Annotated in this window: 11 protein-coding genes; 5 read left to right on the forward strand and 6 right to left on the reverse strand. The window is 78.2% G+C overall.

The features are described 5' to 3' along the window. Positions 1-72 precede the first annotated feature (72 nt). Positions 73-873, forward strand: coding sequence for an LLM class F420-dependent oxidoreductase (locus WDZ17_RS04940; protein ID WP_339574023.1), 801 nt, complete (start codon positions 73-75; stop codon positions 871-873). Positions 874-1,006: 133 nt separating this feature from the next. Here the strand turns inward: WDZ17_RS04940 and WDZ17_RS04945 are convergent, their stop codons facing one another. The 3 genes from WDZ17_RS04945 to WDZ17_RS04955 all read right to left on the reverse strand — a co-directional run bounded on the left by WDZ17_RS04945 (position 1,007) and on the right by WDZ17_RS04955 (position 5,418). Further along, a complete protein-coding gene (locus WDZ17_RS04945; RefSeq protein ID WP_339574024.1) occupies positions 1,007-3,028 on the reverse strand; it encodes a VWA domain-containing protein in 2,022 nt (673 codons plus the stop codon). 55 nt (positions 3,029-3,083) lie between these two features. Continuing rightward, positions 3,084-4,538, reverse strand: coding sequence for an ATP-binding protein (locus WDZ17_RS04950; protein ID WP_422631836.1), 1,455 nt, complete (start codon positions 4,536-4,538; stop codon positions 3,084-3,086). Positions 4,539-4,650: 112 nt separating this feature from the next. Further along, positions 4,651-5,418, reverse strand: coding sequence for a GNAT family N-acetyltransferase (locus WDZ17_RS04955; protein WP_339574026.1), 768 nt, complete (start codon positions 5,416-5,418; stop codon positions 4,651-4,653). Positions 5,419-5,724: 306 nt separating this feature from the next. Between WDZ17_RS04955 and WDZ17_RS04960 the strand changes: the two genes are divergently transcribed. Then, entirely contained in the window at positions 5,725-7,122 is a 1,398-nt protein-coding gene (locus tag WDZ17_RS04960; protein ID WP_422631837.1) for a replication-associated recombination protein A, read from the forward strand. Here WDZ17_RS04960 and WDZ17_RS04965 read toward each other — a convergent pair. Further along, on the reverse strand, positions 7,032-8,189 hold the full coding sequence (locus WDZ17_RS04965; protein ID WP_339574028.1) for a beta-carotene 15,15'-dioxygenase, Brp/Blh family: 1,158 nt from the start codon (positions 8,187-8,189) through the stop codon (positions 7,032-7,034). The two genes, WDZ17_RS04960 and WDZ17_RS04965, sit on opposite strands and share 91 nt — an antisense overlap. Before the next feature lie 4 nt (positions 8,190-8,193). Continuing rightward, complete coding sequence (locus tag WDZ17_RS04970) at positions 8,194-9,180, reverse strand: bacteriorhodopsin (protein WP_339574029.1); 987 nt, start codon at positions 9,178-9,180, stop codon at positions 8,194-8,196. 172 nt (positions 9,181-9,352) lie between these two features. Here WDZ17_RS04970 and WDZ17_RS04975 point away from each other — a divergent pair, with 172 nt between their 5' ends. Beyond that, the gene (locus WDZ17_RS04975) at positions 9,353-9,838 is read left to right on the forward strand and encodes a MarR family winged helix-turn-helix transcriptional regulator (protein ID WP_339574030.1); all 486 of its coding nucleotides are present in this window, start codon (positions 9,353-9,355) and stop codon (positions 9,836-9,838) included. Next, positions 9,835-11,055: a PP2C family protein-serine/threonine phosphatase gene (locus WDZ17_RS04980; RefSeq protein WP_339574031.1), complete on the forward strand. Its 1,221-nt coding sequence runs from the start codon at positions 9,835-9,837 to the stop codon at positions 11,053-11,055. The genes WDZ17_RS04975 and WDZ17_RS04980 overlap by 4 nt, the downstream gene beginning before the upstream one ends. Here WDZ17_RS04980 and WDZ17_RS04985 read toward each other — a convergent pair. Further along, positions 11,028-11,918: a hypothetical protein gene (locus tag WDZ17_RS04985; protein WP_339574032.1), complete on the reverse strand. Its 891-nt coding sequence runs from the start codon at positions 11,916-11,918 to the stop codon at positions 11,028-11,030. The genes WDZ17_RS04980 and WDZ17_RS04985 overlap by 28 nt on opposite strands. 192 nt (positions 11,919-12,110) lie before the next feature. Here WDZ17_RS04985 and rpsD point away from each other — a divergent pair, with 192 nt between their 5' ends. Continuing rightward, positions 12,111-12,746 carry a 30S ribosomal protein S4 gene (rpsD, locus tag WDZ17_RS04990; protein WP_339574033.1) on the forward strand — a complete coding sequence of 212 codons (636 nt, stop codon included), beginning with the start codon at positions 12,111-12,113 and terminating at the stop codon, positions 12,744-12,746. Positions 12,747-13,155: the final 409 nt, after the last annotated feature.

Genomic DNA, 13,155 nt, shown 5'->3' on the forward strand with positions numbered 1-13,155 from the left:
CTCCGGGCGGTGGCCCGTCCCGCTCCTGCGGCGGCGGGCGCCGGTCGCGGTCGCGGTCGTAGGGTCCCGTCCGTGAGCGAGCAGAGCAGCACGCAGCTGTCCCGACCCGTCCGCATCGGCGTGCAGGTCCAGCCGCAGCAGGCCGACTACGCGCAGATCCGCCGGGCCGTCGCCGCCGCCGAGGAGGCGGGCGCGGACCTCGTCCTGAACTGGGACCACTTCTTCCCGCTCTACGGCGACCCCGACGGCAAGCACTTCGAGTGCTGGACGATGCTCGGCGCCTGGGCGGAGGCGACGACGCGGGTGGAGATCGGCGCGCTCGTCAGCTGCAACAGCTACCGCAACCCCGACCTGCTCGCCGACATGGCGCGGACGGTCGACCACATCAGCGACGGCCGGCTGCTGCTCGGCATCGGCGCCGGCTGGTTCCAGCGCGACTACGACGAGTACGGCTACGAGTTCGGCACGGCGGGCTCGCGCATCGGGGACCTCGCCGAGGCGATGCCCCGCATCGAGGCGCGCTGGGCGAGGCTCGTCCCCGCGCCCGTCCGGGACATCCCCGTGATGATCGGTGGCGGCGGGGAGAAGAAGACCCTCCCGCTCGTCGCCCGGCACGCGGACATCTGGCACTCCTTCGGCGACGCGGAGACCCTCCGACGCAAGGCCGGCCTGCTGGACGGCTACTGCCGCGAGATCGGCCGCGACCCCCGCGAGGTCGAGCGCTCGGTCGGCGTCGAGGGCGACCCGGCCGACGTCGGCGACGCCCTCCTCGGGGCCGGGGCGACGCTCTTCACCGTGAACGCCGGCGGGCCGGGCTACGACCTCGGTCCCCTGCGCGACTGGCTCGCCTGGCGCGACGACCACCGCGGCTGACACGCCGCACCCGTTCCGCAGGACCAGGTCCACGGCCACGCCGCCCAGCACCCCGACATGGCCGCAGATCGGGGTGGGGGGCGGACGGCGTGGCCCGACGTGGCCACACGTCCGGGTGGGGGCGGGCGGCGCCTCAGCGGCCGGCGGCGCGGGAGTCGAGGTAGTCGCTGACGACGTACTCGCCCAGCCGGTCGGCCGACGGCGCCAGGACCCGCCCGCCGTTGCGCCGTGCGAGCGCCTCGACGAAGCGGCGCAGACCGGGGTCGTCGCCGAGGACGAAGGTGTTGATCGGCGTCCGCATCCGGGTGAGCGCGTCGACCTCGTGCACCGTCGCCTCGATCGTCTCGGGCAGGCTCGGCCACCAGAACACGGCCTCGCCGTCCTCCAGGTGCGCGGTCGGCTCGCCGTCGGTGACGACGAGGACGACCGGCTCCAGGCCGGGGTGCCGCCCCACGTGGCGGCGCGCCAGCGCCAGCGCGTGCTGGAGGTTCGTGCCCTGCACGCCGGACGGCTCGACGGCGGCGAGCTCGGCCGCCGTCAGCACCTCGGCGGTGCGGCCGAAGCCGATGATCTCCAGCTCGTCGCCCGGGAAGCGGGTCGCGATGAGGTGGGAGAGTGCGAGCGCCGTCTGCTTCATCGGCGCCCAGCGGCCCTCGGCGACCATGGAGAACGACAGGTCGACGCAGAGCGCGACCGCGGCGCCGGTGCGGCGCTCGGTCTCCACGACGGCGAAGTCGTCCACGTCGAGGGTGACCGCGCCGCCGGCCCCGCGCCCGGGCGTCCCCGCCGTCCGCAGCACGGCGCGCTGCACGGTGCGGACGGCGTCGAGCGGCTGCTCGTCGCCGAACTCCCACGCGCGCCAGCTGCCGGTCGCCTCTCCGGCGGAGCCGGCGGACCGGTCGTCGTGCTGGCCGCGCCGCCCGCCCCGCATCCGGGAGAAGACCGCGGCGAGCGCCGTCTGACCCAGCCGCCGCATCGCCTTGGGCGTCAGCGAGAGCGCGTCGGCGCCGTCGGGGGAGAGCCAGCCCTGGCGGCGCAGCTCCGCGTCGAGCTCGGCCAGGGCGCGGACGTCGGCGGCCGCCCCAGCGCCCAGCTGGCGCTCCACCGCCTCGACGTCGACGTCGTCGAGCGTCGCCCCGGGGTAGTCCTGGCCGAGGGCCTGGGCGAGGGAGTCGAGGTCCGAGAGCTCGGCGAGGGCGTCGGTCGCCTCGCCGACGCCCATCGGGTCGGAGCCGGTGAAGCGCTCGCGCGAGCGCCGGTCGAGGCCCGGCCGCAGGGCGCGCAGCGCGTCGCCGAGCGCCGCCATCTCCGCCTCGAGGCCGGCGTCGCCGAGGGCGTCCGCCATGAGGTCGGAGAGCTCGGCGCGCTGCTGGGGCGACAGGGACGAGAGCATCCGGTCCATGGCCGCCTGCCGGCGCGCCAGCTCGTCGACGAGCTCCTCGACGCTCTCCGGGGGGTCGTCGCCGAAGGCGTCGCCGTGGCGCTCCATGAACTGCTCGAACTGCTCGGTGGTGTCCTCGCCGCGTGCGTGGGCCGCCAGCAGGGCGTTGAGGTCGGCGAGCATGTCCTTCATCTGCGCCATCGCGGCGGCCTGCTGGGCGCGCGCCCCCTCGGCGTCGCCCCCCTCCTCGGCCGCGCGCCGCGCCTCGCGCGCCGCGGCCAGCGCGTCCCGGAGCCCGGCGAACTGCGCGCCCATGACGTCGTCGCGCAGCTGCTCCCGGATCTGCCGGTAGAGCTGCTCGGCCACCGGGCTGCGCCACGCGTCGTCCTCGAGCTCGCGCACCGCCTCGGCCGTGTCGCGGGGGAGGTCGTCGAGGCGCTGCTCGCGCTCGCGCGCCGCGTCGTCGTCGGACATGGCGAGGGCCTCGCGCTCGGCGTCGAGGGCCTGCGCGAGCTGCTCGCGGGCGCGCTGCAGCGGGCCCGCGAGGTCACCGGAGCGGCGCAGCTCCTTCTGCCGCCGGGCGGCCCGGGCGGCGAGGTCGCGCAGCCCGCGGCGCCCGTCCTCGCCGCGCTCGAGCAGGTCGCGCAGCGCGTCGCGCACGCTGCGACCCTCCATGACCTCGCGCCCGAGGGCGTCGACGGCGGCGCGGACGTCGAGCGGGCCGGCCAGCGGGTCGGGCCCGCCGGCCCACGCGCCGTAGGAGAAGCGGGCCATCAGGGCCTCCCGGCAGTGGTGCGGCAGTGGTGCGGGGCGAGCGGGTCGACCGTGGTCAGCCGCCGTAGAGCGTGCGCGGGCCGCCGGGGGCGTCGACGACCTCCTTGCCGAGGCGCCGCAGCAGGTGCAGCCCCTCGAGGACGAGCTCCACGGCCGAGGCGGCCTGCGGCGCGCTGGGTTCCGCGCCGAAGCCGAACCGCTCCAGCACCTGCGAGAGGCCGGGCACGGCGCCGAGCGAGGCGAGGACGTCGGCCGCGGGCACGAGCTCGCCGGTCTCCACCGTCCCGCCGTCCGCGACGACGGAGGTGAAGCCGGACAGGTCCAGCCCGCGCGTGCGGCGGCGGAAGACCTCGGCGACGGCCGTGCGCCGCAGGTGCTCCAGGACGTCGTGCTCGCGCCCCTCCTCGCCGGACTCGAACTCGACCTTGCCGCGCAGCGTCGTGACGACGGAGGCGGTGTCCCCGACGCGGGCGACGGCGGGCTGCTCGCCGACCAGCGCCGAGCGCCGGAGCGCGGCGGCCGCCGTCGTCTCGGCCGCGGCCACGGCGAAGCGTGCGGAGACGCCGGAGCGCTGGTCGACGGACGGCGACTCGCGGACGGCGCGGGTGAAGCGGACCAGGACCTCCACGAGGACGTCGGGCAGCTCGGCCGACAGCGACGCCTCCTGCCGCACGAGCGCCACCTCGGCGTCGACGTCGACGGGGTAGTGGGTGCGGACCTCGGCGCCGAAGCGGTCCTTGAGCGGGGTGATGATCCGTCCGCGGTTGGTGTAGTCCTCGGGGTTCGCGGTCGCGACGACGAGCAGGTCCAGCGGCAGCCTCAGGGTGTAGCCGCGGACCTGGATGTCCCTCTCCTCCAGCACGTTCAGCAGGGAGACCTGGATCCGCTCGGCGAGGTCGGGCAGCTCGTTGAGGACGAAGATGCCGCGGTGGGCGCGCGGCACGAGCCCGAAGTGGATGGTCTCGGGGTCCCCGAGGCTGCGGCCCTGGGCCACCTTGACCGGGTCCACGTCACCGACGAGGTCGCCGACGCTCGTGTCCGGCGTCGCGAGCTTCTCGGTGTACCGGGACGAGCGGTGCAGCCAGCCCACGGCCAGGTCGTCGCCGTCGGCGGCCGCCCTCGCCCGGGCCCCGGCGGACACGGGGGCGTAGGGGTGGTCGTGCAGCTCGCTGCCGGCGACGACGGGCGTCCACTCGTCGAGCAGGCCGACGAGGGTGCGCGCCAGACGGGTCTTGCCCTGCCCGCGCTCGCCGAGGAGCACGAGGTCGTGGCCGGCGAGCAGGGCCCGCTCCACCTCGGGCAGGACCGTGTCGTCGTAGCCGACGACGCCGGGGAACCGCTCCCCGGCGGTGCGGCCGGCGCGCATGGCGGCGAGGAGGTTCTCGCGCATCTCCTCGCGCACGCCGCGCAGCACGTGGCCGCTCGCGCGCAGGGCGCCGAGGGTGCGGGGCAGGTCGGCCGGGGGGACGGGGTCGAGCAGGAGCTCGGTGGCGTCGAGCGGGGCGGTCACGCCCGCGGGGGCGGAGGGGGTCGGCTCAGCCGGAGGGGTCACGTCATCACGCTACGTCCGCCTCTCGCCGGCCTGCGCGCCGGCACGGGCGGCCTCCGCCGCCGGGTCGACCTCACGCGACCGGGGGGAGGGGGCGGACGCGGCGCGAGGAGAAGCGGTGCGAGCACCGCCACCCCAGCCGGCCGTACAGGCGTCGTGCGACGTCGTTGTCGGCGTACATGCCGAGCGTGACGACGGGGTGCTCCGCCAGCAACCGCCGGGTGACGGCGGCCGTGACGGCGGCGCCGAGGCCGCGGCCGCGCAGCCCCGGGTGCGTGGCGACGGCGGCGAGGTGCGGCGCGGGCCCGCCGTCGTCGCTCGTGCTCGCGATGCACGCGACGACGTCGTCCCCGCGGCGGACACCGGCCCACAGGCGGGCGTGGGGGTCGCCGGGCCGGACCGACGAGCGCGGGTTCGCGGCGGCGAGCAGATCGCGGACGCGGGCGGCGTCGGGGCCGGGCGCCCGGCCGGTCCCCACGTCGAGCGCGACGACGTCGTCCTCGCCCGCGAGGTGCTGCGGCGGCGCGGCGTCCGTCCAGAACCAGTCCCAGTCGTCGCCGCCGACGAGCCGGGCGGCCGTCTCGGGCGCGCGCTCGGCGAGGACCTCGACCGTCCCGCGGACGAGCGTGACGACCTCCGGGGCCGCCTCGTCGAGCACCTCGGCGACGAGCGCCGCGGCCTCGCCCGGGTCGCCCACCGCGACGAGCGACCGGCCGCGCCGCCGGTCCGCGAGGACCGCGGTGGCCCGCCCGCGCCGCCACGTGCGGTGCACCGCGGACGGGGCCAGCTGCCAGCGCAGGAACAGGTCCTCGGGCTCGTGCCGCCCCTCGCCGCCGTGCACGCCCGGATGCTCGCACCCGGTCGCCGCCCGCCCCCTCCGGGGCGAGCGGGAGCGCCGCTGCTCGACCCGGCCCCGGGTCGCCACGGGACGCCCGTCGGGGCCCCCGGGACCGGCCTCGACGCGCGTGGTCCCGGTGGCCGGGGCCCGCAGGACCCGAGCCCTCGCCCGGCGGTCACGCCCCCGGGCGGCGCCTAGCCTGGAGCGGTGAGCGGGCCCGACCTCTTCAGCGACGACGCGGAGGAGCCCGGCCCGGGCCCCGGCCGGCGACCCGCGTCCGGCGGCGCGCGCCCCCCGCTGGCGGTCCGGATGCGCCCGCGGACCCTCGACGAGGTCGTCGGCCAGCAGCACCTGCTCCGTCCCGGCTCCCCGCTGCGGCGGCTCGTGGAGAGCCTCACGGACCCGGGGGGCAGCTCGGGTGCGGACCCGGGGGCGCGACGGGGACCCGGTGCCGCGCCGTCGGTCGCAGAGCCGGCGCGTCCCCGGCGCGTGACCCGCGCCGCACCGACCTCCGTCGTCCTGTGGGGCCCGCCGGGGACGGGGAAGACCACGCTGGCGCACGTCGTCTCGCGGGCGAGCGGCGGGGACTTCGAGGAGCTGTCGGCCATCACGGCCGGCGTGAAGGACGTCCGGCGGGTGATGGAGGTGGCCCGCGAGCGTCGCGACCTGCACCGGCGCCGGACCGTCCTCTTCCTCGACGAGATCCACCGGTTCACGAAGGCGCAGCAGGACGCGCTGCTGCCCGGCGTCGAGAACGGCGTCGTCGTGCTGGTCGCGGCGACGACGGAGAACCCGTCCTTCAGCGTCATCTCGCCGCTGCTGTCCCGGTCGCTGCTCCTGACGCTGCAGCCGCTGGGGCCCGCCGACGTGCGGGACCTCCTCGAGCGCGCCCTCGCCGACGAGCGCGGTCTCGGCGGTGAGGTCGCCGTCGCCGCCGACGCCCTGGAGCACCTCGTCCGCGTCGCCGAGGGCGACGCCCGGCGCGGCCTCACGGCGCTCGAGGCGGCGGCGGGCGCCGCGGCGGCCGACGCCTGGGAGGCGGGCCTGCCCGACGACCAGCCGGTGCCGCTGCGCCTGGAGCACGCCGAGCGCGCGCTCGAGGCCGCCGTGCTGCGCTACGACCGCGACGGCGACCAGCACTACGACGTCATCAGCGCCTTCATCAAGTCGATGCGCGGCAGCGACGTCGACGCGGCGCTGCACTACCTCGCCCGGATGCTGGAGGCGGGGGAGGACCCCCGCTTCATCGCCCGGCGCCTGGTCGTCGCGGCCAGCGAGGACGTCGGCATGGCCGACCCCTCGGCGCTGCAGACGGCTGTCGCGGCGGCCCAGGCCGTGCAGCTGCTCGGGATGCCGGAGGCGCGGATCACGCTGGCGCAGGCCGTCGTCCACCTGGCGACGGCGCCGAAGTCGAACGCCGCCTACCTCGGCGTCGACGCGGCGGTGGGCGACGTGCGCGCGGGGAGGGCGGGGGTCGTGCCCGCGCACCTGCGGGACGGCCACTACGCCGGGTCCGCGCGGCTCGGGCACGGCGTCGGGTACGTCTACGCCCACGACGCGCCGCACGGCGTCGCGCCCCAGCAGCACCTGCCGGACACCCTCGTCGGGCGCCGCTACTACGAGCCCACCGACCGGGGGGCGGAGCGGGAGATCGGCGCGCGGCTGGAGCGCCTGCGCGCGGTCCTCGAGGGGCGCGCCCGGCCCTGACCACCGGGCGTCGCGCCTCGCCGCAGCGCCCGGTCGGTGAGCGCCACGGCGCCCGCGTGCGGCACGGTGAGGCACAGGACGAGCACGAGCGCGGCCGGCACGACGTCGCCGCCCGCGACGAGGGCGAGCGCGACGAGGGTGGACAGCGCGAGCGCCGTCGGCAGCGCCGCGGCCCGGGCGAAGCGTGCTGCGGCGCAGCGGAGCTCCTCGCGCCGCAGGGGGCCGGTGGTGGCCCCGCCGCTCGCCCCGTCCCGGTGCCGCACGGCGTCGAGCGCGAGCAGCCGGGCCAGGTGGCGCAGGCTGTGCCACAGGCCGAAGTAGGCCGCGAAGGCCGGCAGCGGTGGCGCGAGCACGAAGAGCCCGGCGAGCAGGAGGGGCTCGACCGCACCGACCACGTCCCGGCGTCGGACGGCGACGGCCACGACGACGGCGACGGCGACGCCGACGGGCACGAGCACCGCCCGCGCACCGTCGACCACGGGGCCGTCGGCGCCGTCCGCCAGCACGGCGAGCAGTCGCCGGACGTCGCCGTCCGCGAGCGCGAGCGGGACGGCGACGGGCAGACCGCCGAGCGCGACGACGCGGGCCGCCGCGACGGCGCGGTCCCCTGCTCCTCGGTGCGCCGGCGCCCTCCCGGTCCGCCACCCGTGCACGACGTCGTCGGCGAGACCGAAGTGGGCGGCGGCGAGCACGAGCAGGACGGCGAGCACGGGCAGGGGAGCGGCGCGCAGCGCGAGCACCGCGGCCGCGACGAGCCCGAGGTAGGCCGTCCCGAGGAGCGCCCGGGCGCGAGCGGACCGCGGGGTCAGCTCGGGCTGGAGGAGGTCGACCGCCCCGTGCGGCAGCCCGACGACGACGGCCGCCACGAGCAGGAGCGGCCCCGCCGCCGCGGCCGGCCCGGGGACCAGCGCGGCGGCGGCGGGGACCACCGCGGCGACGAGCGCCGCGGCCGCGAGGGGGACGGCGACGACGACGGCGCGCAGCGCACCGCTCAGCGGCGGCAGCACCGGGGCGACGAGCGGTGGCCGCCCCGCCCGGGGACGCGCACGCCCCGTCGTCGTCGCCACGCGCTCAGCCCCGGCGCTGGCGTCGGGGGGTGCCCGTCGCCGCGTGCTCGCCCCGGGGACGGCCGTCCGAGGCGCCGCCGCCGGCGGCGGGGACGGGAGCCGGGTCCGCGGGCAGGCTCACGAGCTCGCCGGAGATCCACACCTCGGCGGGGTAGAGGTCGGGCAGCCGGGCCGCCTCGGTGCGGGCGTCCTCGGCCGTGCGCAGCTTGGCGATCTTGTGCACGAGCACGCCGAACCCGACCTTGGCCGTGATGTCCGCCGCGGAGAACAGCACCTGGACGGTCACCGCCCAACCCGCGCTGTCGTCCCCCGCCCACAGCGGCACGAGGTAGAGGAGCGGGTAGGCGCCGAAGACGCTGAAGAGCAGCACGACGGCGTTGCGCAGGCTCGTGCCCGCCTCGGCGCCGACCTCCGCGCGGGCCGCCCGGTAGGGCCGCCAGAGCAGGACGTACAGAACCACGAAGAAGACCGTCGAGACGATCCCCCAGACCACGAGCGGCGTCGTGGGGTCGCCGCCGCCCAGCGTGATCGCGCCGAAGTAGCCGGTGAGGATCATGAGGAAGGCGCTGCCCAGGGCCGCGAAGCGGGTCCAGGCGCTGGTGCGGCGCGCGAGCGTGCAGATGGCGAACAGCTCCGCCGCGAGCAGCGGGACGGTCACCGACCAGTCCATGTAGCGCAGCGGCGTGACGGCGAGGCCCGGGTCGGGCACGAAGCTGGTGCCGTCGTCCGTGGCCGTGAAGCCGCGCAGCCACTGGACCACGAGCAGCGCGTAGGCGAGGAAGGCGACGCCGCAGATGAGCGCCGACGCGAGGCTCGCCGGGCGGTAGCGCTTGGAGATCTCCGACCGGGTGGCGAGCGCGTACACGGCGCCGGCGAACAGGGCGAACATCGCGACCGCGAAGCTGTAGAGCACGAGCTGGTACTGCCAGGCGGCGAAGGTCGTGGTGCCGGTGAAGACGGCACCGCTCAGGACGTGCGGTGTAGGGGTCATGGGCTCCTCCGGAGGGGCGGTCGTCGGCTGCCCGGGACGGTCCTCCCCCGGACGGGTGACACCGTGGCCCCGTCGTTGCCGTCATGCAACATTTGCGGCGACGCACCGTCGTGGCGGGCGGACCGACGGCGCGGGTCTGAGACCCTGCGTCGGGCCGGAGGAAGGGGTGCCCATGGACGCTCGGGCCGACGGGCGCGGCGGGGAGCCGGGCTGGGAGGAGCTGTCACGGGTGGTCGTGGACGTGGTCCGGACGGCGGTGGCGGGGTCGCAGGACGCCCTCACGCCCGTGCAGCTGCGCTGCCTCGAGGTCCTCGCGGACGGGGCGGGACGCCGGGTCGGGGACCTGGCCGACGAGCTCGGCGTCGTCGCCTCCAGCGCCAGCCGCCTCGTCGACCGGCTCGTCGCGCTGGGGCTCGTCGGCCGTCGCCAGGCGACGGCGAGCCGGCGCGAGGTGGACGTCCGGCTGACGCCCGCGGGCCGGCGGGCCCTCGCGCGCACGGCTTCCGCCGTCGAGGAGGCGCTGGCCGCGGCGACGGCGCCGATGACCTCGGAGGACCAGGACGCCCTGCGGCGCGGGCTCGCCGCGCTCGCGCAGGCGACGGACGAGGCGGCGCGGCCGGCGTCGGCCGGCCGGCCGGGGCCGGAGGTCGACCGGTGACCGGCGGGACGGCAGGCGAGGACGTCGCGGCCGACGTCGACGCCGTCGTCGGGGACCTGCTGCGACGGGCGCTCGACGTGGCCGCCTGGACCGTGCCGGCCCTCGTGGTGGACGTGCTCGGTCCCGCGCTCGACGCGCGGGGGCTGCGGCTGCTGCTCGTGGACCACGAGCTCGTGGAGCTGCACGAGGTCGCCGCCTGGCCCTCCGGGCCGCAGGGCCGCTCGCGCCCGGTCGACGGCGACCGGGAGGTGGAGCCGGCGGGGTGGGCCTTCCGGCGCCGCGCCGTCGTCCGGGACGCGCGGGGATGCCTGCACCAGCCGGTGCACGTGCGTGGGCACCGGCTCGGGGTCCTCGTGGCGGAGGGGCCGGGGGAGGGGGCGGAAGGGCTGCTCGCCGCGGCGGCGCCGGCCGTGGCGCTGCTGCTGCGCCAGGCGGCCGGGTCCAGCGACCTCGTCGAGGTGCGGCGGCGCTCGCACGCCTTCAGCATCGCCGCGGAGCTGCAGTGGGACGTCCTGCCGCCACCGGGCCACCGCGGTCCGGGCGTCGAGCTCGCGGGGCTGGTCGAGCCGGCCTACCTCGCGACGAGCGACCTGTTCGACTGGGCGGTCGACGACGACGTCGCCTGGCTGGCGCTGCTGGAGGCCTCGGGGGAGGGGCTCGCCGCGGCGCGGGCCGCGGACCTCGCGCTCGGCGCGCTGCGCCACGGCCGGCGGTCCGGGTCGAGCCTCGCCGACCAGGTCGCGACGGCCGACGACGTCCTCGCGCGCGAGCACCGGGGCGGCGCCACCGTCGACGCGGCGCTCGTGCGCCTCGACCTCGCGGACGGGACCGCCGAGGTGCACGTGGCGGGCGACGCCGTCGTCCTGCACCGGCGCGAGGGCGACCTTGGCCCGCTGCACGTCGTGGCGGGGCCCCCGCTCGGCGCGGGGGAGGAGGACCGGGCCGGACGGGAGGTGGCGCTCACGCCCGGCGAGGAGCTGGTCCTCGTCTCCTCCGGGGTCCTGCGTGCGCTCTCGCCCCGGGGTGCGGCCTTCGGGCTCGCGGGGGTCCGCGCGGCGCTCGACCAAGCCGAGGAGGTGCTGGACGCCCCGCGGTCGGTGGCCCGGGCCGTGCGCGAGCACGCGGGGGGCCAGGTCGAGCGGGACGCGACGAGCCTCGTCGTGCGGTGGTCCGGCCCGCCCGCCGGCGCTCAGGCGGGACGGCGCCCGGGCGCGTAGGGGCAGCGGGCCGGGTCGGACGCCGACGCCCCGAGGACCAGGAGCGCCAGCGCGTCGACGGCGGCGTCGGCGTCCGCGACGGGAGAGGGGAACAGCAGCCGCAGCGAGGCGGTCGTGGACGCCGCGCACGGGGCGTCCCCGTGCGAGGCGCCGGCGCAGCAGACCTGCCCCGCCCACGGCGTGGAGGTCCGGCAACGGAGCACGAGCCCGTGGCGGTCGGCGCCCACGCAGCGCACCTCCTCGACGCGGGCCAGGTCGCGACCCGTCGACGGCGCGCCGGAGCCGGCGCCCCCGGGCGCGGGGTGCACGTGCCCCATCCCCTGCACCAGGCCGACGAGGCGGTCGCCGAGCTCGGCCTCCACCCGCGCGAGCACGTGGCCCTCGCGCAGGGTGACCGGGTCGGGCACCGCCCGCGCCAGGTCCTCGACCGGGACGTCGGTGCAGCCCTCCGGCCAGTGCAGCCGCGCCGCCGCGGGCTCCACGGCCGCCAGCACCGCGTCGGGCCAGTGCGCGTGCAGCTCGGCGAGGTCCCCCAGCGCGCACGTCGCGTCGAGCGCGGCGCCGACGTCCGCGTCCGCCAGCGGCGCGAGCCAGCCGTCGAGGACCAGCTGCGCCCGGGGGACCGTGAGGTCGGGCAGGGCCGCCTCCACGACGACCTCGAGCCGGACGGCGACGTCCGGCCCGCCCTCGGCCCCCAGCCGTGCGGCGCCGTCGGCGGTGAGCAGCACGACCACCTCGCCGGCGGCGGTGCGGGCGTGCACCACGCCCACCTGCTCGCCGGTCTCGGCGGAGGTCACGGTCGCGGTGCCGGTGCCGCAGAGGGCGGTGGCGGCGACGACCGCCGCGCCGGGGAGGTGGCTCATGCAGGTGAGGCTAGCCTAAGGTCTGGTGCTGCGGGAGTCCCCGGGCGGCGTGAGCGCGCCTCCCGGGAGCTCCCGACCAGCTCTTCCGCCGTCCCCCGGGACGGCGCGCCGCGGCCCCGGGCCGCAGCGCGACCGACCCGCCGGCAGCCCGACCACCCACCGGCAGCCCGACCCCAGACCCCAGGAGCCCGCGTGTCGTCCTCGACGTCGACCTCCCGCGCCCGCAAGCAGGTGCGCCTCTCGCGCCGCCTCGGCCTCGCCCTCACGCCGAAGGCCGTCAAGCACTTCGAGAACCGGCCCTACCCGCCCGGCGAGCACGGCCGGGGCCGCCGCCGCACCGAGAGCGACTACGCGCTCCGGCTGCGCGAGAAGCAGCTCCTGCGCGCCCAGTACGGCGTCCGCGAGGCGCAGCTGCGCCGCGCCGTCGACGAGGCCAAGCGCCACCCCGAGCGCACCGGCGACGTCCTCGTGCAGCTGCTGGAGAGCCGCCTCGACGCCGTCGTCCTGCGCGCCGGCCTCGCCCGGACGACGCGGCAGGCCCGGCAGGCCGTGGTCCACCAGCACGTCCTCGTGGACGGCGAGCGTGTCGACCGCCCGTCCTACCGGGTGCGCCCCGGCCAGGTCGTCGAGGTCGCGGCGAGGAGTAAGCGGCTCGACCCCTTCCTCGTCGCCGCCGCCGGCGGCCACGCCGACGTGCTCCCCGCCGTCCCGCCGTACCTGCGTGCCGACGTCGCCGAGCTGCGCGTCGCCGTCCTTCGCGCCCCGGCGCGCGAGGAGGTCCCCGTCACCTGCGACGTCGCCAAGGTCGTCGAGTACTACTCGCGCTGACGGGCGGCCGGGGCGGCGCCGACGCGGGTCGTCGTCCGGGGCCGGTCGACGGTGCGACGACGTCCGTCGGGGGGCGCCCGCGCGGGGTCACCGCGCCGGTGCCCCGCCCCCGGTCCGGGCACTGGCGACGGCGCGCCGTGGTCGCCCACCGCTCGGGTCGGGGCGCCTGCCTGACGTGCCCTTCCCGGGGCCGTGCCACCGGCGGTGTGTGCGTCACCTGCTCCGCAGCCGGACGAGTCGGGTCGCCACCCTGGTGACCAGGTGCGCCCCGGTCCCCGGACGGCGCCCGTCCACCGGTGCGTGCGGTGACGCCCGGGGGGTCCGGGTGCGCGCGGTAGGGTCGCCGCGCGCCTCGGCAGCGGGGCGGGAAGCGCCGTGCCCGCGCACCGCCGCCGGTCGGCCCGCGACG

It is taken from the genome of Pseudokineococcus basanitobsidens (genome assembly GCF_037482545.1).
Lineage (GTDB): Bacteria > Actinomycetota > Actinomycetes > Actinomycetales > Quadrisphaeraceae > Pseudokineococcus > Pseudokineococcus basanitobsidens.